The organism is Streptomyces sp. LS-MS-L19 (assembly GCF_058382285.1).
Genome location: NZ_JBYCLL010000001.1, coordinates 4,296,209 through 4,315,599 on the forward strand (window position 1 = coordinate 4,296,209; position 19,391 = coordinate 4,315,599).

The following is a 19,391-nucleotide window of genomic DNA, read 5'->3' on the forward strand; positions in this document are numbered from 1 at the left end:
CTCCAGGCCCCCGAGAAGGAAACGCACCGCCATGACCTCCGGCCTCATCGACGTCCACGCCCACCACCTGCCCGACTTCTACGTCGAGCAGGCGACCGCGGCCGGCCACGCCCACCCCGACGGCATGGGCGGCTGGCCGTCATGGTCCGCGCGCGACCACCTCGACCTGATGGACCGCAACGGCATCGACACCGCGCTGCTCTCCCTGTCCTCCCCCGGCGTGCACTTCGGCGACGACAAGGCGGCCCGCCTCCTGGCCCGGCGCGTCAACGAGTACACCGCCGACCTGACCCGCGACCACCCGGGCCGCTTCGGCACCTTCGCCTCGCTGCCGCTGCCGGACGTGGAGGGCACGCTGGAGGAGATCGCCTTCGCCTACGACCAACTGGGCGCCGACGGCGTGGCGTTGCTGACCCACACCGACGGCGTGTACCTGGGCGACGCCCGCCTCGAACCGGTCTTCGCGGAGCTGGACCGCCGTAACGCCGTGGTCTTCCTGCACCCCACCTCCCCCGTGTGCTGGGAGCGGTCCGCACTCGGCAGACCCCGTCCGATGGTCGAGTACATCTTCGACACGGCCCGCACGGTGACGGACCTGGTGACGGCGGGCGTCCTGACCCGCCACCCGAACCTCCGGGTGATCGTCCCGCACTGCGGTGGCGCGATCCCGGTCCTGGCCGACCGCATCAACGAGTTCATGAGGCTGTTCCTGCCCGCCGGGACCTCGCCCGCCCAGGACGCGGTGCGGCAACTACAGGGCCTGTACTACGACATGGCGGGTACGGCGTTCCCCCGCCAGGTCCCGGCACTCCTGCAGCTGGTCGCCCCGGACCGCGTGCTCTTCGGCAGCGACTACTGCTGGACGCCCGCACCCCTCGCCGACACCCACATCGCGGCGATCGACACGGCCGCCCCACCGGCCCAAGGCACCACGTGGCGCACGCTCACCACAGCCAACGCCGTACGCCTGCTCCCGCAGGTCCGCCCAGCTGACTGACATCCACAAGGAGGAAGCATGCACACGCGCACCCTCGGACAGGACCTCCAGGTCTCCGGCCTCGGCCTCGGCGCCATGGGCATGTCCCAGAGCTACGGCCCCAACCCCGGCGACCGCGGCGACGTGATCGCGGTGCTGCGGGGCGCCGTGCATCTGGGGGTGACGTTCTTCGACACGGCGGAGGTCTACGGCCCGTACGTCAACGAGGAACTCGTCGGGGAGGCCCTGGCCCCGGTGCGCGACCAGGTGGTCGTCGCCACCAAGTTCGGCTTCCGCATCGAGAACGGTGCGAGCGTCGGACTGAACAGCAGACCCGAACAGATCCGCTCCGTCGCGAACGCCTCCCTCAAACGCCTCGGAGTCGAGCGGCTCGACCTCTTCTACCAGCACCGCGTCGACCCGGAGGTGCCCATCGAGGACGTCGCGGGCACGGTGGGCGAACTCGTGCGGGAGGGCAAGGTCCGCTGCTTCGGGCTCTCGGAGGCCGGCGCGCAGACCATCCGGCGCGCCCACGCGGTCCACCCGGTGACGGCGGTGCAGAGCGAGTACTCGCTGTGGACGCGGGACCCCGAGCCGGAGGTCCTGCCGACGTGCACGGAACTCGGCATCGGCTTCGTACCCTTCAGCCCCCTGGGGAAAGGGTTCCTGACCGGGTCGTTGGACGCCTCGACACAGTTCGCCGCCGACGACGTACGCACCACCATCCCGCGCTTCACGGCCGAGAACCGGGCGGCGAACCAGGCACTGGTCGAGCACGTCGCCACCCTCGCCCAGGCCAAGGACGCCACACCGGGCCAGGTGGCCCTGGCCTGGCTGCTCGCCCAGCACCCGTCGATCGTCCCCATCCCCGGCACCCGACGCACCGCCCGCATCAAGGAGAACACCGACGCCACCCGCGTCCCCCTCTCCGCCGACGAACTGTCGGCCCTAGACGCACTCGCGGGCCGGATCGGAGTCAAGGGAGACCGCTACAACGAGCACCACATGTCGCTGGTGGACAGGTAGGCCCCCAACCAGAAGCGCACCGTCCCCGAGTCACAGAAACAGCAGGTCAACGGCAATCCAACGTGCTACCCGATCTCCCACCCCGATACGGAGACCGCTCGGTGGCACACATCCGCTAGGCTGTCCCTGGTCAGTCGTTCGTACGTCGCGTTGTCCGCTCAGCCAGCGCTGCGACATCCGTCGAACCACGCCTGACCACCGGGCTCGTAAGCCTCGTCGCAGATCCACTGCCTGGATCCTCGACAGGGTCCTCCACGAGCCCCCGCCTTCGTGGGGCTTGTAGAAAACTCCGTCGCCGCAGGTCAGCGGGTGGCCAGTAGATCGCTCCGGAACGCACACCGGCTGGTTCGGAAACGCTCAGCTGATCGCTGCAGGTCAGGGCCTGTCCTCGGTTGCGCCGGCCAGCGTTGCAGCATCAACGGCCAGACGCCGCCGTAGCGAACGTCCCGCTTCAATGAATGGCCTTCTTTTCTCGGCTTCATTCCTTTCCGACTCAGCATGAGCGTGTGCACCGGTTCTGACTGATGCTCAAGGCATGAGGACCGCATACCGAAGAAAGTCATGGCAGACCGCCCTGGCAGTGATCGACGGCGAAGATCGCGTACTGCTGTGCCGGGCTCATGGCGAGTCCTCTTGGCGGCCGGTTGCTTCTCGGGTAATCCGCATCTTGCCGTCGCGACTCTCTGTCATTCACGTCCTTGACTCACTCTTCTCGCACTGGTTCCTTGCCCGCACTCCAGTTGTCGGGAGCTACAGTCCGCTACAAGACCGGAACATTCCGAAGGAATCGACGCGCATCTTTGTGGTCCGTCACAGCAAAATGAGATCGCTCAGCCTTCACGCTCGCTCCAACACCATTATGGACGCCGATTATGTCTGGCATCCGCTGTCCAATGTCGAGGACGAGGAATTCGACGTTTACCCACGCGAGCTGGGCCCATTTCTGCGCGGGTATATCGAAGGCTGGATTCCCGACGGCGTCATCACTCTCGTCGAATGACTACGTACGCACCAAGGAGCATGCCTCGTGACAAGTGGTCAGCATCGGCTGCAGCCCCCCAACCGCGGTCCACTGCGGCTGGAGATCCGAACGCTTCTGGCAGCCGCTGGACTACCCGAAGCGGACAACGACGACCGTTATCGCGCCCACGGTGTCCTCGTGACCGATCGCGGTGAGTCCGTCGGCGTGGAGTGGTTCGTCTCCCGTAGCCTGCGCCGCGCCGCCGCCGACGAGCAGCTACGGGGCTGGCCCATGGCCGCGGCAGACCGCGCGCAGGAAGCCGCCCGACGTCATCTCCACGCGGCTTTGTTCGGCATCCTGACGGAGGTGGGCTACCTGGTGGAAGCCGCTCCGCCTGACACTCCGGGAGGTCTGTCCGTTCGAGCAGGCAGGGTCGTCACACCCGCGACGTTGGCCGCGGACATCCGGAGGATCCTGGCAGACCTCCGCGGCCCGGCAGACAGCTCAGAAGACCCCGGTCTGTCGTCGTGAGTGGACCAATCCCTCCGCGGACCCGCAGCACAGCTCCCCACCCTCCCGCAGCTGATGTCCTACGCGGGCGGTACGCGCGACGTTTACCGAGATCGCTCGGAGAGCTTGCCGGTCCGGTACACACGCCCCGGCAGTGGATGAGTCTCTCCTGCGTCGTTCTGGCGGAGAGGCAGTACGTCGACATCGTAGCCTTCCACAATCGCGAGGTCGGGGAAGCCGCCTTCCCCGACCTCGTCCGGGCGCACTGCTGAACCCGGTCCGCCGGGCAGCCCTGCGCCACGCGGACTGCCCCGTCGCTGTGATCCGATTGGAGGAGAACAGTTCTCCGGAGCGGTCCCTCGTCCTCCGAGTACGGCGACGAGCGCGGCCCGGCCCCGGTGGAGCTGACGGTCAGCGGCCTGGTCCCCTCCACACCCCCACCAACGCCCCAGCCAGCCTCGGAAACGGCTCCAGCCGTCCCCCGTCATGACGACCACGGCCAGCGTTTCGTATTCATAGCGTTACGCGACTAAAAGGCCCGCCTCCCCATGAGGGATCCTTCGGGTCCGGTGATCACCGAACCGATCGCGCCAGGAACCACTCCTCCTTGCTCCGGGCTTGATCCATCAGGTCTCCGAGGTTACGGTCAGGCTGACCCTGCGTGACGGGAGCTAACGGAGAGCCTCGAGGTGGGGCAGGTCGATCGGCGGGGGACGGTGCGGGAATCACAGGCGGTCGGGGCCGGGGTGCCCCCCATCAGTTTCGCGGTCCATATCGTCCGAGGCGGGGGGCTCGGCGGCGCCAGGGACGACTTCGAGAAGATGATCACCGAACTGGCCGGATCAACCACCCCTGGCGTACGGATGATCGCCGCGAACCCGGGCGACTGGGGCGTCGACGCGTTCGCCGGCGACCTCGGCGGCGAAATCACGGTCTGGCAGTCCAAGTACTTCTATCCGGCGACGCAAAAGGGCAACCAGCAGCAGATCCGCGAGTCCCTGAGGTCGGTTCTTGAGACCGCGGCGGACAAGGGCCACACGGTCAGGATGTGGATCCTGTGCATCCCGTCCAGCATGGACGGTCCCACCACGGCGTGGTGGGACGGCTGGAAGAAGCGTCAGGAACGAGACCACAACCTCGTGATCGAGCTGTGGGACGAGACGCGGCTTACGAAGCTGCTCCGTACGCCCGAGGCCGACGACGTCCGCCGCGGCTATTACGAGGTCTACCGCAGTGAGCAGCCAACGGAGGACTCGCGGGAACTCGTCGAGGTCGACGACGACAAGGCGACCGCGCTGGAGTCGGCGCTCTTCATCATGCAGATGAAGGCGGCCGGTCATGTCGAACTCGACTCTGCCAAACGCCAGTTCTTCAATGCGGACGTGGCTGTCCGGGAGATCGCGCACAAGGGTGTTCCGGGCGAGTTGAAGGCCCTGAAGTCGGCGGACGCCACGTTGCACGGTCTGTGGGAGGCCCGGTTCAACCAGTGCTGGGCCGAGGACAAGTTCCCCAGTCTGCATGCATCGGTGTGGTCCGACGTCAGGACGGAACATCCGCAGTTGCCGAAGATCCTGCGGCTGGACCTCCTCCACGCCTGGGGACTCGTGCACCGGCTGGTGGACAACCGTAAGGCGGGATGGGTAAAGCACTGGCGCACGATCGCGGAGGCGCACACGGATCCGTGAGGGCGGCCCGCCCGTCCGACTCGATGACCTAACTCAACGCTGAAGGGGCAGTGGTGGAGGCTGACCGCCCGGTCGTGATGCCGGAAGACGAGGTGCAGTTCCGCCTGGCGCAACTGCTGCTGCTCCTGGAGGCTCTGGCCGGCCAGGATCTGCCGGGCGCGACTTTGGAGAGAATCGGCTACTACGACTTCCTCTCGGCCAATCCCTTCCTGGTGGTGGAGACGGACAGCCGGGAGGCGTCACTGCTCAGGCTGGCCGGCTTCGATCCGCGCACCCTTTCGTACGCCTCGTCCGGACAGCGATTCACCAGCCGCAGAGAACGCATCCAGCACGATCTCAGCCTCTTGGTCGCCTACGGCTGCTGTTCCGCCGCTGCCGAGCAGGGAAGCCTGCTCTACCGCATCACCGACCACGGCCGCCACCTGAGCTCTCAGCTCACCACGACCTACGCGACCTCGTTCTCCACCGCTGCCGACATCATCGTGGGCAAGCTCAGGCGCATGAGCGACAGCCGACTGCGCAAGGAGTCGGCGACCTGGCTCCGCCTGGACAGCACACGGAACCCCGGGGCTGCGCTGGCAAATGTCGTTGGCTCCGCCAGCCGTCTCTCTCACTCCATGATGCCCCTCTGGCTGGAGGTCCAATGAGCGCCACCACCGGAATCCGTATCAGGCGTCTGCGCCTGGTCGGGATCGACCGGAACTACGAGATCGATTTCACCAGTGGGGACGGCGTCCGCCAGCTGTCGGTCATCTCCGGCGCCTTCAGTTCCGGCAAGACCGCCGTGTTGGAGTTCATCTCCTACGGCCTCGGGGCCAAGAAGCACCCGCGCCACCCGGAGATCATGCGCAAGGTCAGGGCATCCCTCCTCGAAGTCGAGCTCTCCGGTGTCCCACACGTAATCGAGCGTGCGGTCGGGGAGCCGTCGACAAGCGCCTTCGTACGCCGCGGCCGCCTCGACGAAGCGGCCGCCTCCGCCGCAGAGCGCAGGCCTATCGATCCCGCCGGGGATCCCCAGAGCCTGTCCACCCTGCTGCTCAGTCATTGCGGACTGGAAGGTGTGCAGCTCAGGGAGGCCCCCACGAGCTCGGAGTCGCGTACTGACCCGCTCAGTTTCCGCGATCTGATGTGGCTGACGTTCCTTACCAATGAGCGTGTGGCGGACAAGAACTTCCTGTTCGAGAACAGCTTCATGCGCAAGCACAAGCTGCGTCAGGTCGTCGACGTCGTCTTCGCCGTTCATGACGACCGGCGGATCGAGATCGGGGCCCGGATCAGGGAGCTGGAGAGCAGGCTGAACCGCTCACGCTCGGAACTGGCCACGGCCCGCGCATTCGTCGAGGAACAGCACACCGCCTCCGCCGACGCACCGGCACGTCTCCTCGCCGAACGGGAACTCGCCGACATCACCCGCCAGTTGGAGACCATCGACGTCCAGGCCCGAGCCGCGACGGACTTCGCCACACAGCTGCGCGCTCGGCACCGCAGCGCCGCCGAAAGAGCACAGTCGGCGGCCGCTGTTCTGCGGGATCAGCAGACCCAGCTGGCTCGCATGCTCCCGTTGCGTGCGCAATACGCCGACGACCTCCTGAAGCTCGGCATGCTCGCACAGGCAAAGCATCTCTTCGACCCACTGCGCGTCCGTACCTGCCCCGCCTGTCTCCAGTCCCTCCAGGAGCCCCCTCACACCGACGACGGACACTGCAGTCTGTGCCACCACACCGTCCAGTCATCGCCCGAACCAACTGCCAGCCTGGGCTCTGCGGCTGACGCCGTCACGCCTCCCGAAGAGCGGCTGGACGTCGCCGCTGAGACGCGGGCCACCAAAGCCCGGCTCAAAGCAATCACCACCTACATCGAGGACCTCGAACAGTCCCTGGCCGCCGCAGAACAGCGCGCAGCGACCACGGCCCTGGACGAGCAGTACGCGGCCAAAGCCCTGGACGAGGCGACGGGGCCGGTCGTGTCGACCTACCTGTCCGCGCGTGATGACCTGCACCGTCAGCAGATCCAGGTGAACCGCCGGATCGACGAACTGAACACCGCTGCCAAGCTCCAGGAAGGACTGGAGAAGCGGGCGGCCAAGGTCGCCCAGCAGGAAGCCCAGCTCCAGCATCTCCGGGCCGAGTTGACGAGCCTGGGCGACGCGGCAGCAGACCGTGACCAAGTCATCGGGGACATCAGTAAGCGCTATGCCCGCCTCCTCGCGGAGTGGCACTACCCCAAGCTGAGCATGCCGCACATCGCTGACGACCTGACACCGCATGTGCGAGGGGAGCCCTACCAGGAGGCCTCCTCCGGAGCACGAACACTGATCACACTGGCGTGGCAGCTCGCTGTCTTCGAAGTGGCCGTCGAGAAGGGAGCGGCCCATCCCGGATTCCTCATGATCGACAGCCCTCAAAAGAACCTCGGCCACGGCGGGACACGCGACTCCCTGATCGCAGACGCCGTCAGCATCGACGACTTCTACCGCTTCCTCCGCCAGTGGCTGGCCAGCCACGGAGACACGGCGCAGGTGATCGTCGCCGACAACAGTCCGCCCGACCTCGCGGAGGAGGACGTCATCGTGCGCTTCAGCAGGGACGAGGAGCACCCGCCGTACGGTCTGATCGATGACGAGACGGGGTAGGCCCTAGCCTCGGTGCCTTCGAGGATGTCCGGTCGCGCATGAGGACCGCACTCCGTCAGCGGCGGCAGTTCTGAAGTCCGCGGGCGCCGGCAGCGTGGCGGTCGTCGTCCTCGGACGTCATCTCAACACCTCCTACGGCGGCACTGCGGCCCATGTGCACCAGGCACGGCTGCGTCGCTTCTCCTGGGCCGCCTGCACGCTCAAGCCGTGGGATCACGCACAGGCCTGATCCTCCCATCTCATCGGCCCACAGTCCTTGGCATCGAGACCGCAGCCGACCGCACCGCGGACGGTCCCGGCCACAGTTGATGGTCGAGGGCGTCCTCCAAGCGTGTGAGGGTGCCGATGTCGGGAAGCACGTCACCGTTGACCACGCGGGCGACAGTGGAATGGGCGACACAGGCGACCTCGGCTAGTCCCCGCAGGGACAGATCGCGTGACCGCATCGTCCGGCGCAGGTCTCGCGCCAGCAACAGGCCGCAGTGAGCGCTCAGCGGAGCATCCGAGGCGAGGGTTACCTCAGGCCAGGTGCCGTCCGCCACATAGAACAGAGGGGGCTTGTCGTTGTTGCTGCGTGGCATGGCCCGATCGTGCCACGCGCAGTACCGCCTCCGGGCAGGCTGTGGGAGCGCTGCAACCCGTCGAAATACGGTCCGGCCACGGGATGCCTACGCTCATCCAGGGGCGCCCGCGGCACCTGAAGCCGTCCCCTCCGGGTCAGGCGCGACGACCGGATATCTACGTCTCCTCTCCTCTTGTACCTGTCGACGCACCTAGCCACGCATCAAGCAACCGCCCGCGAAAATAAGCGACTTGCCACTACGCAGCGCTGACCTGGTGCAGCAACTCTCCCTACTGACCGGCAGGTTGGACTCAGCGCGCTGACACAAGTGGTCTTAGATCACCACCAATCCGACCGCCCGACGTGAGCAGACGAGCCATCAGATGCGTTTTGCTCACGGAGCATTCGGCTACTTGCTGCAGTTGCCTGCGCCGCCAGGTAGGGTGATCCACAAGTCGCTCCGGAAGCAGCCGAGGAGGGTGTGGTGGCGAACGCGACGAGCACTTCTGCTCAGCCGCTCATCACTCGTCTCCGGGAGCTGGCAGATGTCGAGCGAGCCCGTCGCGAAGCGGCCGATCTGGCCGTCGCGGAAGCCGAGCGCGTGCTGCAGGAAACCCAACAGCTTCAGCGTGTCGCGGCCGAGCGCCATGCCGCTGTCCTGGCGACCGTCGAGGCCGCCGAAGCGTACGTGGGGCAACAGGCACAGGACGCATCGGACATTGGTTCCCGCGACGAACAAACAGAGCATTCTGGCGCGGAGACGGCTGCCGCTCCGAGTGTTCCAGGGCGCTCCCTGAAGCACCTCGTGGTGGATGCACTGGACATCGGAGAGATCACTCCGCTGACGCTGATCTATGAGCGCGTGCGAAAGGTCCGACCGGACTCGACCGCAAGTGCGATCCGCGCCGCCCTGGCGGCCCTGCACAAGAGGGAGACGGTGGAAATCGTCCGCCGGGGCGCCTACCGGCTGCTGGAGATCCCGGAGGCGTACCGCACAAACACCTAGAGATCACAACCTCACACCCAGCAGCAACGTGCACGTGGCGCCGCCAGAGAGTACTTGGCGGTTCTCCTCCAGCGGCGCCGGTGACACGTCAGCTGAGGGCCCACGCATCGAACACCACCCTAGGGCATAGCCCCTGGTCCGCGTCGGGCCCTGATCAGAAATGCCTGTAGTAGGACACGAACTGAGGGCCCGTTATGCCATTTCTGGCGCCATACATCAGAAAATGCCGCTCTTCCGCGCTCCCCATGACCCGTTGCACCCTGCGTGCGGGAGGTGCGTGATGGCACCATCCGATTCCTCGCGATCGCGGATCCTTCCGACCGAGCGCCTCACCCCGCGCCGGCAGCTTGAGGTCATCGACGCCATAGCCGAACTCGGCGGACCCGGCCGGGCTGCCGTCAGGGCCACGACCGTCGGGAAACAGCTCAATATCGCTCCGAGGTCAGTCAGCGGGACGGCCGGCTTCCTCGCGCAGGCCGGGATCTTCCGGGCCGACTCCGGCTCCTTGGCACTGACCGAGCTCGGTTTGACCCTCGCACACTTGCGAAGCACCGATTCGGCACGAGCCCGGCTTCTGCTGCGGGACAGCTGGCAGGGCCAGTGGTTCCAGCGATCTGCCGTACAGCACCTGTCGTCCGGGCCTTTGGAGGAGGCCGAGCTGGCCCGACGACTCAAGGCCGGCGCTCCGGGCCCTGCGGAACGCGGCCTCTATCTCACGGAGTGGCTGGTGTACGCCCTGCTGGTCGACCGTGACGAGCTGGGGCGATGCACGCTCCCCGCCGGAGAGGAGCGTCCCACGGCCTCCGCGCCGAAGAAGCAGGAGTCGTTGGGAGTCCTGGACCCCCTGATGAGTGCCACTCCCGCGCAAATCTCCGCGCTGCCCGATGACCAGTTCATCGCGCTGATGGGCGCCTATCAGACCGTCTTCGCCTCCCTGTCGCCGCGGATTCGACAGCAGACCAACGGCTGACCTAGCCCGCTTCCCGGCGCCGCGTGGCTTCTCGGCCGTGGTGCCCCTTCACCCGCCTGCACTCGTTGAGCCAGGCGGTCAGCGGTCGTGCCACCACGGAGCCGTTGCGTCGACGCGGCGCTTGAGCACGTCTGCGTCCTGCCAGGGCGGCCGCTGCGTCTGCCACCCCCGTTTGCCTCCTTCCTGTTGCCGCGGAGATCATCCATGCCCAAGGTGTCGCATGTATGGAACACCACCATTTCAACCGTTTCGACCCCTTCGTTCACGCATCTTGTCGTTGCGGGCTCAGAGCCGGTTGTGCTGGTGCCACCCCGGCGAAGGGCCCTCACTGTGGGAAGCGACCCCTCTCTCACCTACGCGTTCGACCGTGTCCAGGACGCCTGGCAGACCATGGCCGCCCGCGGCGAGATCACCGAGCAGACCCTCGACAAGTTCGGTCTGCTGCTCAAACGCTGCGAGCGCTACATGCAACTGCGCGGCGCCGTTGTCCTCGGCGATGTGACCGCCGATCTCGCGGAGGATTTCGTCACCGCCCGCGGCCGCAGCCGCCACGGCCGCGTCACCGACTCTGCGGCAGCCACCATGCTGCTGCGCCGCTCAGTCATCCGTACCGCCTACCGCACATTGCGGGAACTCGGTCTGAGTGACGCCGACCCCGCCCGGGACATCGTCCTGCCCGCCCGTGCGATCGGTGGTGTCCGGCCGCTGGCTGAGGACGAGGTCATCGACCTGCGTCACCGCGCCTCGTTCGTCACCCGCCCCAGCCGTCATGGAGCTGCCGCCGCGCTCGCGCTGGCCGGCGGTCACAGCGGGGAGATCGGGCACATCCGCGTACGAGACCTCGACGTCAGCCGTCGCCGCGTGTGGATGCACGGCTCCACCAAGGTGGACGCACGCTGGTGTCCCCTGGACGACTGGGGCCTCAACATCCTCACCAGCCGCGCCAACTTCGTCAGTGCACGGCAACTACGCAAGGAGTCCGCGCCGAACGCTCGCCTGGCCGTGTCCGACCGACACGGTTCCGACGCCTACCTGCAGGCACGTGCCTGTGTCGCTCTGGGCGACCTCCTCAGGCGCATCGGCCTGGGTGACGAGGAGGACGTCAAACCGTCCTCGATCACCGCCTGGGCCGCGGTCGCAGAGTTCGAGCGCACCGGGCGCATCGAGGACGCCGCCCGTCGCCTCGGCCTGCGCTCCCTCGACCGCGCCGCAGCCGTCGTCGGCCTTGCGTGGCGCAGCCCCAGCACTGAGGACGAGCAGGAGGCGGTCGGTGCCTGACGACGTCTTCGGCGACCCCATCCCTCAGGAACTCCGACCCAGCAGGAAGCGCCAGCTCAGCGACTCGGAACAACGCACGCAACCACAGCGGATCGCAGACTGCCTCGACGATCCCCTCATCTATGAGATGGCCGAACTGCTGCCCGCGCCGGCCAGCCGCGGTTGCCCCCGCCAGTACCCAGCCGTCGTCTACGTCCTGCTGGCTGCTCTCATGACCGTCACCGGTTCCAAACGCTCCGCCGTCGGCACCCTGGACACCAGACAGTGGCGCGCCGTCCGCGCTTCCATACGGCGCAACGCCGGACGCACGGCAGCGGCCCTGCTGCCGGTCACCCCGCCGAGCCGTGGCCAGTACCTGTACGCCGAAGAGAAGCTCCTGGCCCCCAGCATCGAACTGCTCCAAGACCTTTTCGAGCAGCGAGCCGTCCAACAGGCCCTGCATCAGGGCCTGTTCCCAGAAGGCGCCACCCGGAACTGGGTGAGGCCCGAACGCCGTCAGCTGCTCGTCGGTGACGCCACTGTCCCCAAAGCACCTTCCAAAGCGGAACACGTCTTCACCGTCGACACCACCACCGGGGAGATGCGCAGGCACCGAGTGGATCCCGCCGCCCGGCTCTACTACGAGAACGGCGAGAAGGAGAAGCGCATGGCAAGGGGCACGAAGTGGTTCTTCGCCTCGGCGCGTGACGACGGCTACTGGCAGCGCGTCATCCTCGCCGTCCGGCATGTCGCCGGCGGGGACTACGAGGACGAGGCAGCCGTCGCCGTGCGTTCCTTCACCCAGCTCAGCAGTTTGCTTCCCGGTTGCATGGGCGTCATCTACGACGGAGCGTTCCGCGGCGTCCACCGCGACACCCTCGCCCGCCTCGGCCTGCTGGTCATCAACAAGCAGCACGGCTCGGTCAAACCCCGTGCCTACGAACTCCTGCGCTTCGGGCGCTGCCGCCACGACCTGTGGTGCGACCAGGGCCGCATCGCCGAGCGCGTCCTCCTCGACGACGGCACCAGCACCCTGATCCCGGTTCCCGTCATCCGCCTCGAACACCGGCAGGGCCGTACGAAGTCACGCTGGTACCACCTGCTGCAGATCCCCTGCCGTCACGGCGCCCACCCGTACCGCGTCCAGGTCGCGATCACCACGACGCCCAATGACCGCATCGGCACGGACCCGGCTACCGGCCGCAGGCTGAAGAGCGACGCCGAACGCGACTTCCACCGCGCCGAACACCTTCAGCAGATACCGGAGGCGACCCTCACCCACCAGCAGCTCTATCCCTACCGCAGCGACTCCGAGTCCGTACACAACCAGTTGGACCAGAGCATGTGGAACAACCGCATGATCTCCTACGGACTCGCACGCCAGAAGGTCTTCCTCCTCGGCTTCGCCCTCGCCCAGAACGCCACCAGCCGACGCGTCTTCCTGGAGCGATCACATGCACTGCGGTCGGTGGGTACAGGCAGCGATCCGGCGTAGTACCGCTGCCGGCCTCCGGCGTACCGCTCGGGGCACGACGTCGCTGTCCTGACCGTCCGGCGCTCCGTACCCCAGCGCAGCGTCCCAGCGAGGCCGTCAGTCCATGCGGATGATTCCCCTGCCGAGTGCGGCGGTGACAGCAGCGGTCCGGTCGCCGACGTCGAGCTTGGCGTAGATGTGCAGCAGATGGGTCTTGACCGTGGCCTCGGACAGACGCAGGGCGCGGGCGATCTGCTTGTTGCTCTGCCCACGGGCCACGGCGGACAGGACTTCGAACTCCCTGCCAGACAGGCCGGCGCCGCGGTCGCCGCGCATATGGGCGAGAACCTTGGCGGCCACCGTGGGCGACAGCGCCGCGCCGCCCCGCGCGGCGCTACGGACGGCCTCACACAGCTCGTGTCGTCCGGTGTCCTTGAGCAGGTAGCCGACCGCTCCGGCGTCGACGGCGGCAGCGATGTCGGCGTCCGTGTCGTAGGTGGTCAGGACAAGTACCCGCACCTCGGGGTGGGCGGCACGGATGGCGGCGGTCGCGGTCATGCCGTCCATGCCGGGCATCTGCAGATCCATCAACACCACGTCCGGTGCGAGTGTGGCGGTGAGGTGCAGTGCCTCGGCACCGGTGGCGGCTTCGCCGACGACCGTGAAATCGGGCTGGGTGGAGAGCAGGGCGGCAAGCCCGTCGCGCACCACGGGGTGGTCGTCGGCGAGGAGGACCCGGATCGTGGGACTGGTCGAACTCCTCATGACGCCGGGGCCATCCGCTCGATGCCCGACACGGCTTGCGGTACGGAGGGGGAAGGCTCGACCGGGAGCGGCACCGTGACGGCGACGGTCGTGCCCTCGCCCAGGGTGCTTTCCACCGCGAACGTGCCGTCCAAGGCGGTGACACGTTCCCGCATGGTGATCATGCCGATGCCCGCGTGCCGGGAAGCGGGTGCGAAACCGGTGCCGTCGTCCTGGATGTCGATCGCCAGGAGGTCGCCGAGGTAGGAGAGCGTGACCGACACACTCACCGCGCGGGCGTGCCGGCGGGCGTTGGACAGCGCCTCCTGCACGACACGCAGCAACTCGCCCTCGGTACCGGGAGGCAGGGCGACCGGTCGGCCGGTCACAACGGTGTAGGCCTCGGTGCCGGTCTCCTCCGCAAGCCGGGTAGTGAGCTCACGGACCGCGTCCGCCAGGTGCGTGCGGTCCAGCGGCGCCGGATGAAGAGCGTGCACGAGACGGCGGCTCTCAGCGAGGTTGTCCCGGGCCGTCCGCATGGCCTGCTCCACGCGACGGCCCGCGGGTGAGCCCGGAGGCAGGTCGTCGCGTACGGCGTCCAGGAGCATGGCGATGGAGGCGAACCCCTGAGTCAGCGTGTCGTGGACCTCCCTGGCCAGGCGCTGACGTTCGGCCAGGGTGCCCGCCTGGCGTTCCGCTGCCGCTCGTTCGGCCTGGGTGGCGGTGAGCTCGTCCAGGAGCCGCTGTCGCCTGTGACTTTCCCGGTCGAGAGCGGTGACATAGCAGACGGTGGTGATCGCCACCGCGATGCCGGGCAGACAGGCGGTGAGCGCCCGTATGTCGACGGAGCTGTCCGTGGTGAAGTACTCCCACGACCACGCGGTGCCCAGCAACAGCACCCCGCCGGCCGGCCACCAGGACCGTCGCAGCCAGTACGGACTCAACACCGCCACGATGACCGGGAGGAGCGCGGGGTCCACCGCGGCCATGAGTGACCACACGACCAACGCCCCGACGAGGTAGGGCGGCGGCGGGCGATCGGCCCTGCCGCGCAGCGCGATCCAGTACGCGTACCAGGCGGCGAGTCCCACCGCTGGGCCGACGCGCGGCAGCGCCGCGCCGGTCGTCATGTTCGTCCCGGCCAGCGCGACCAGCACGGACACGGTGAGGACGGTGGTGAAGACGGCGTGCTGCCCCACGGCTGTCCACCGCTTCCGCGCCCACGCCTGTTGCAGTGCCATGCCCCTCAGAGTAGGTGCAGCCGCGTAGCGGGAGGATCAGCCGGCCAGTGGGGGCCGGTCCACCGATCGGTTGACGAGGGGCACGTCGATCGGTCGATGTGCGGAACGGGCCCGGGCGGCGACGATCGGCCCCGCGGCCGACGGCCTGCTGTTCCACCGCACACGTGCGGCTGGAGCGCCTTCACCGGCTGCGGCTCGAAGTCGGCCGTCCGGATCAACAAGTGGCGCCGACAGTGGCCCCATGAGCCGACCATGTTCCCTCGCACAGTCTGGAGTCACCATGTCCTCTGTCTCTGAAACTCTTCCCTCACGTCGGGGTCCGCTCGTGGTCGCAGGAGGTGTGTTCGTCGCCTTCCTGCTGTCCTCACTGGTGAACGCGTTGATCGCCGTACTCGCGCACGCAGTGGGTGCGCCAAACGACTTCGCTCCGTTGAAGCTCTCGTCGTACGCCTCCCTGACCGCGCTGGGTGTGCTGGCAGGAGCCGCCGGGTGGGCCCTCGTCCGCAGGTTCTCCCGCGATTCCGAACGGCTGCTCCGCCGACTCGTCCCGTCGGTCGTCGTGGTGTCCTTCGTTCCGGACTTCACCCAGTTCGGCAAGGGCGAGGTGACCGGCGTGGTGGCGCTGCTCCTGATGCACGTCGCCGTCGCGGTGATCGCGGTGTCGGCGTACCGCAGGGTCATGCCACTGAGCTCGGTGCGGTAGCAGGGCGACTCACCTTCCCGACGTGACCTGCGTGAGAGGCTACCCAGGCACGGTGGCCCGGGAGGAGGAGCATGGACGTCCGGCAGCTGGAGTATTTTCTGGCGGTTGTCGACCGCGGGGGGTTCAGCCGGGCCGCTTCGGCGCTCTACGTGTCACAACCGTCGTTGTCACAGGCCGTACGTGCGCTGGAGCGGGATCTCGGGACGGAGCTGTTCCATCGGATCGGGCGCCGGGCGGTGCTGACGGAGGCGGGCCGGGCGTTGATCGAACCGGCCCGTGCGGCGGTGCGGAGCCTGGAGGTCGCCCAGGCGAGCGTGGCGTCCGTGCATGAACTGCGCGAGGGGCGCCTGGATGTGGCGTCGATGCCGTCTCAGGCGGTCGAGCCTCTCACGACGTTGATCCGTTCCTTCGCAGAGCGGTATCCGGGCGTCACGGTGGCGGTCAAGGCCGTCTTCACCGCTCGCGATGTCGTCGACGCGGTGCGCACAGGGGCTGCGGAACTGGGCCTGCTGGCGTCCGCCGGCAGTGTTCCCGACACGGAAGTCCGCGCACATGTGCTGGGCGAGCAGCGGTTCGTGCTGGTGACACCGCCCGACGGGCCCTTTGCCGGTCGGCAAGCTGTCGGTTGCGAGGAGCTGGCCGGTCAGCGGTTGATCGTCGGGCAGGCCGGGACGGGCATGCGGGCGTACGTCGACTCCCTGAGGGAACGAGGCGTCGACTTCACGGTGGCGGTCGAGACGGAGCACCGTGTGGCGTTGCTGCCTCTGGTGCTGGCCGGGGTCGGGCTCGCGGTGGTGACGGAGTCCTGGCGGGAGATCGCCCGGCAGACCGGGGCCGACGTGCTGGACATCGAACCCGCGACCGCGCTGCAGGTCGCGCTGATCAGCCGCCGGGGTGTTCTCTCGCCGGCCGCCGCCGCGTTCTGGGCGATGGCCGGCGCCGGCGAGACGGTCCCATAGGTGCGGCCTCATAGGCTTTGCTTATAAGGCAGATCCGGATTGCGTCTTGGACGTGTCCCCGGGCGCGTTGCTGGAATCGACGGTATGACGAACCACCGCATCGCCCTCATCCCCGGTGACGGCATCGGCGCCGAGGTGCTGCCGCCCGCGCAGCAGGTGCTCGACGTCCTCGGCCGCCGGCACGGCTTCAGCCTCTCCTACACCTCCTACGACGACTGGTCCTGCGAGCGGTATCTGCGCGAGGGCGCCATGATGCCCGCCGACGGGCTCGACCAACTGCGCGACAAGGACGCCATCCTGCTGGGGGCTGTCGGCTACCCGGGCGTGCCCGACCATGTCTCGCTGTGGGGCCTGTTGATCCCGATCCGGCGCAGCTTCCGGCAGTACGTCAACCTGCGGCCCATCCGCGTCTTCGAGGGCATAGACAGCCCCGTGCGGGGCGCACGGCCCGGCGAGGTCGACTTCGTCGTCGTCCGCGAGAACGTGGAGGGCGAGTACAGCGAGGTCGGCGGGCGGCTCAACCGGGGCTTCCCGGACGAGATGGCCGTACAGGAAGCCGTGTTCACCCGGGCCGGCGTCACCCGCGTGCTGGACTACGCCTTCACACTCGCCGGACAGCGGGGCGGCAGGCTGACGTCCGCGACGAAGTCCAACGGCATCGTGCACACCATGCCGTTCTGGGACGAGCTCGTCGCCGAACGGGCCGCCTCCTTCCCCCAGGTCGACTGGGACCAGGAGCACATCGACGCGCTCGCGGCGAAGTTCGTGCTGCATCCCGAACGGTTCGACGTCGTGGTCGCCTCCAACCTCTTCGGCGACATCCTCAGCGACCTCGCCGCCGCGGTGGCCGGATCCATAGGCATCGCCCCGGCCGCCAACCTCAACCCCGAGCGGGAGTTCCCCTCGATGTTCGAGCCGGTGCACGGCTCGGCCCCCGACATCGCCGGGCAGGGCATTGCCAACCCGCTCGGCGCGATCTGGTCGGCGGCCATGATGCTCGACCACCTCGGCCACCCGGCGGCGGCCAAGGACATCACCGACGCGATCGCCGCGGTCCTGGCCAAGACCGACGTACGCACCCGCGACCTGGGCGGCACCGCCACCACGGCCGAGTTCACCGACAAGCTCCTCGAACTCCTCTGAGCCGCCGGCCCCACCGATGACGCAGGGGCGGCACGGACGACACCGCCCCACTCCGGCACAGGCCGCCTCCGGCCTGCCCCACTTCTCCCGAGCCGCGCTCCCCACCGGTTCTCCCCTGCGTCGAGAACCGACCCGCGACCCGGTTGCGCCCCGTTCCTCAACGAGGAGAAACGCCATGGCAGCATCCGCAGTCCCCGCACCGCCCCGGCCGGAGACGGCCAGGAAACCCTGGTACCGGCAGCTCTACTTCTGGGTCCTGACCGCCATCGTCACGGGCATCCTCACCGGCTGGCTGTGGCCCTCCGTCGGCACCGCACTGGAACCCGTCGGCACCACCTTCGTCGCCGCGATCAAGATGCTGATCACGCCGATCGTCTTCCTGACCATCGTGGCCGGCATCGGCAGCGTCGACAGCCTCGGCAGGGTAGGCCGGGTCGGCCTGAAGTCCCTGCTCTACTTCCAGGCCGGCACCCTCGTCGCCCTGCTCGTCGGCCTCGTCGCCGTCAACGTGTTCCAGCCGGGCGCCGGTGTCCACGCCCACCCCGGAGACCTCCATCTGGAAGGAGACGCCGGTCAGTACGTCAAGGACGGCGAGGACCAGTCCTGGTGGCACTTCCTGACCGACCTCGTGCCCACCAGCGCGGTCGGCGCCTTCGCCGAGGGCAAGATCCTCCAGGTCATCTTCTTCTCGGTCCTCTTCGGCATCGCCCTCAAGGCCGTCGGCCCGGTCGGCGAACCTCTCGTGGACGGCATCCGGCGCCTCAGCGCCGTCGTCTTCAAGATCCTGCACTACGTCATGCTGGCCGCACCCGTGGGCGCGTTCGGCGCCATGGCCTTCACCATCGGCAAGTACGGCATCTCGACCCTGACCAGTCTCGGCCGGCTCATCGGGCTCTTCTACGGCACCTCGGCGTTCTTCGTGATCGTGATCCTCGGCGCGGTCACCGCCGCGCTCAGGATCAGCATCTTCCGGCTGCTGCGCTATCTCCGCGAGGAATTCGTTCTCGTCCTGGGCACCTCGTCCTCCGAGAGCGCCCTGCCCCGGCTGATGGAGAAACTCGAAGGGCTCGGCATCCGCCGGGACGTCGTCGGCCTGACCGTCCCCACGGGCTACTCCTTCAACCTCGACGGCAGCTCCATCTACCTCTCCCTGGCCGCCGTCTACATCGCCCAGGCCACCGACACACCGCTGAGCATCGGACAGCAACTCGGCCTGCTCGCCGTCATGATCCTCACCTCGAAGGGGTCGGGCGGTATCACCGGCGCCGGATTCATCGCCCTGGCCGCCACCCTCTCCACCGTCGGTACCGTCCCCGCAGCCGGCATCATGCTCATCTTCGGCATCGACAAGTTCATGTCCGAGTGCCGCGCCCTGACCAACCTGGCCGGCAACGCGGTCGCCACCCTCGTCGTCGCCCGCTGGGAGAACGTCCTCGACGTCGCGAAGGTCAACAGGGTCCTGCACACCGGAAAGCCACAGCCGCAGCCCGAGCAGGCAGCCGCCCTCCCGGCACAACTGCCGACGAAGGCCTGACCGGCAAC

The 19,391-nt window shown here is 67.9% G+C and carries 19 protein-coding genes; 16 read left to right on the forward strand and 3 right to left on the reverse strand.

The window, feature by feature from the left end:
* Positions 1–31: 31 nt before the first annotated feature.
* The 8 genes from AC2XR2_RS19150 (at position 32) to AC2XR2_RS19185 (ending at position 8,019) form a co-directional block, all read left to right on the forward strand.
* On the forward strand, positions 32–997 hold the full coding sequence (locus tag AC2XR2_RS19150; RefSeq protein WP_491515752.1) for an amidohydrolase family protein: 966 nt from the start codon (positions 32–34) through the stop codon (positions 995–997).
* A gap of 18 nt (positions 998–1,015) precedes the next feature.
* The gene (locus AC2XR2_RS19155; RefSeq protein ID WP_491515753.1) at positions 1,016–2,002 is read left to right on the forward strand and encodes an aldo/keto reductase; all 987 of its coding nucleotides are present in this window, start codon (positions 1,016–1,018) and stop codon (positions 2,000–2,002) included.
* Between the two features lie 535 nt (positions 2,003–2,537).
* Entirely contained in the window at positions 2,538–3,002 is a 465-nt protein-coding gene (locus AC2XR2_RS19160; RefSeq protein WP_491515754.1) for a hypothetical protein, read from the forward strand.
* Positions 3,003–3,161: 159 nt separating this feature from the next.
* Positions 3,162–3,494: a hypothetical protein gene (locus AC2XR2_RS19165; protein WP_491515755.1), complete on the forward strand. Its 333-nt coding sequence runs from the start codon at positions 3,162–3,164 to the stop codon at positions 3,492–3,494.
* A gap of 725 nt (positions 3,495–4,219) precedes the next feature.
* Positions 4,220–5,158 (forward strand): serine/threonine protein kinase, encoded by a 939-nt coding sequence (locus AC2XR2_RS19170; RefSeq protein ID WP_491515756.1) that lies wholly within the window; start codon positions 4,220–4,222, stop codon positions 5,156–5,158.
* 53 nt (positions 5,159–5,211) lie between these two features.
* Positions 5,212–5,805 carry an ABC-three component system middle component 2 gene (locus AC2XR2_RS19175; RefSeq protein ID WP_491515757.1) on the forward strand — a complete coding sequence of 198 codons (594 nt, stop codon included), beginning with the start codon at positions 5,212–5,214 and terminating at the stop codon, positions 5,803–5,805.
* Positions 5,802–7,790, forward strand: a complete 1,989-nt coding sequence (locus AC2XR2_RS19180) for a DNA recombination protein RecN (RefSeq protein WP_491515758.1) — start codon at positions 5,802–5,804, stop codon at positions 7,788–7,790. Before AC2XR2_RS19175 ends, AC2XR2_RS19180 begins: the two co-directional genes overlap by 4 nt.
* A 94-nt stretch (positions 7,791–7,884) precedes the next feature.
* Positions 7,885–8,019, forward strand: a complete 135-nt coding sequence (locus tag AC2XR2_RS19185) for a hypothetical protein (protein ID WP_491515759.1) — start codon at positions 7,885–7,887, stop codon at positions 8,017–8,019.
* A 10-nt stretch (positions 8,020–8,029) separates the two neighbouring features.
* Here the strand turns inward: AC2XR2_RS19185 and AC2XR2_RS19190 are convergent, their stop codons facing one another.
* Complete coding sequence (locus AC2XR2_RS19190) at positions 8,030–8,371, reverse strand: helix-turn-helix domain-containing protein (protein ID WP_286253737.1); 342 nt, start codon at positions 8,369–8,371, stop codon at positions 8,030–8,032.
* A 465-nt stretch (positions 8,372–8,836) separates the two neighbouring features.
* Here AC2XR2_RS19190 and AC2XR2_RS19195 point away from each other — a divergent pair, with 465 nt between their 5' ends.
* The 4 genes from AC2XR2_RS19195 (at position 8,837) to AC2XR2_RS19210 (ending at position 13,080) form a co-directional block, all read left to right on the forward strand.
* A complete protein-coding gene (locus tag AC2XR2_RS19195; protein ID WP_491515760.1) occupies positions 8,837–9,358 on the forward strand; it encodes a hypothetical protein in 522 nt (173 codons plus the stop codon).
* Between the two features lie 541 nt (positions 9,359–9,899).
* On the forward strand, positions 9,900–10,328 hold the full coding sequence (locus AC2XR2_RS19200; protein ID WP_491515761.1) for a hypothetical protein: 429 nt from the start codon (positions 9,900–9,902) through the stop codon (positions 10,326–10,328).
* 330 nt (positions 10,329–10,658) lie between these two features.
* A complete protein-coding gene (locus tag AC2XR2_RS19205) occupies positions 10,659–11,606 on the forward strand; it encodes a site-specific integrase (RefSeq protein ID WP_491515762.1) in 948 nt (315 codons plus the stop codon).
* Positions 11,599–13,080 carry a hypothetical protein gene (locus tag AC2XR2_RS19210; RefSeq protein ID WP_491515763.1) on the forward strand — a complete coding sequence of 494 codons (1,482 nt, stop codon included), beginning with the start codon at positions 11,599–11,601 and terminating at the stop codon, positions 13,078–13,080. Before AC2XR2_RS19205 ends, AC2XR2_RS19210 begins: the two co-directional genes overlap by 8 nt.
* 96 nt (positions 13,081–13,176) lie before the next feature.
* Here the strand turns inward: AC2XR2_RS19210 and AC2XR2_RS19215 are convergent, their stop codons facing one another.
* Positions 13,177–13,824, reverse strand: a complete 648-nt coding sequence (locus AC2XR2_RS19215; protein ID WP_491515764.1) for a response regulator — start codon at positions 13,822–13,824, stop codon at positions 13,177–13,179.
* Positions 13,821–15,044 (reverse strand): sensor histidine kinase, encoded by a 1,224-nt coding sequence (locus AC2XR2_RS19220; RefSeq protein ID WP_491515765.1) that lies wholly within the window; start codon positions 15,042–15,044, stop codon positions 13,821–13,823. The genes AC2XR2_RS19215 and AC2XR2_RS19220 overlap by 4 nt, the downstream gene beginning before the upstream one ends.
* A gap of 325 nt (positions 15,045–15,369) precedes the next feature.
* Between AC2XR2_RS19220 and AC2XR2_RS19225 the strand changes: the two genes are divergently transcribed.
* From AC2XR2_RS19225 to dctA, 4 genes are all read left to right on the forward strand, one after another.
* Complete coding sequence (locus tag AC2XR2_RS19225; RefSeq protein WP_491515766.1) at positions 15,370–15,747, forward strand: DUF6069 family protein; 378 nt, start codon at positions 15,370–15,372, stop codon at positions 15,745–15,747.
* 71 nt (positions 15,748–15,818) lie between these two features.
* The gene (locus AC2XR2_RS19230) at positions 15,819–16,706 is read left to right on the forward strand and encodes a LysR family transcriptional regulator (protein ID WP_491515767.1); all 888 of its coding nucleotides are present in this window, start codon (positions 15,819–15,821) and stop codon (positions 16,704–16,706) included.
* Between the two features lie 84 nt (positions 16,707–16,790).
* The gene (locus tag AC2XR2_RS19235; protein ID WP_491515768.1) at positions 16,791–17,849 is read left to right on the forward strand and encodes a tartrate dehydrogenase; all 1,059 of its coding nucleotides are present in this window, start codon (positions 16,791–16,793) and stop codon (positions 17,847–17,849) included.
* A gap of 175 nt (positions 17,850–18,024) precedes the next feature.
* Positions 18,025–19,383: a C4-dicarboxylate transporter DctA gene (dctA, locus tag AC2XR2_RS19240; protein ID WP_491515769.1), complete on the forward strand. Its 1,359-nt coding sequence runs from the start codon at positions 18,025–18,027 to the stop codon at positions 19,381–19,383.
* Positions 19,384–19,391 lie beyond the last annotated feature (8 nt).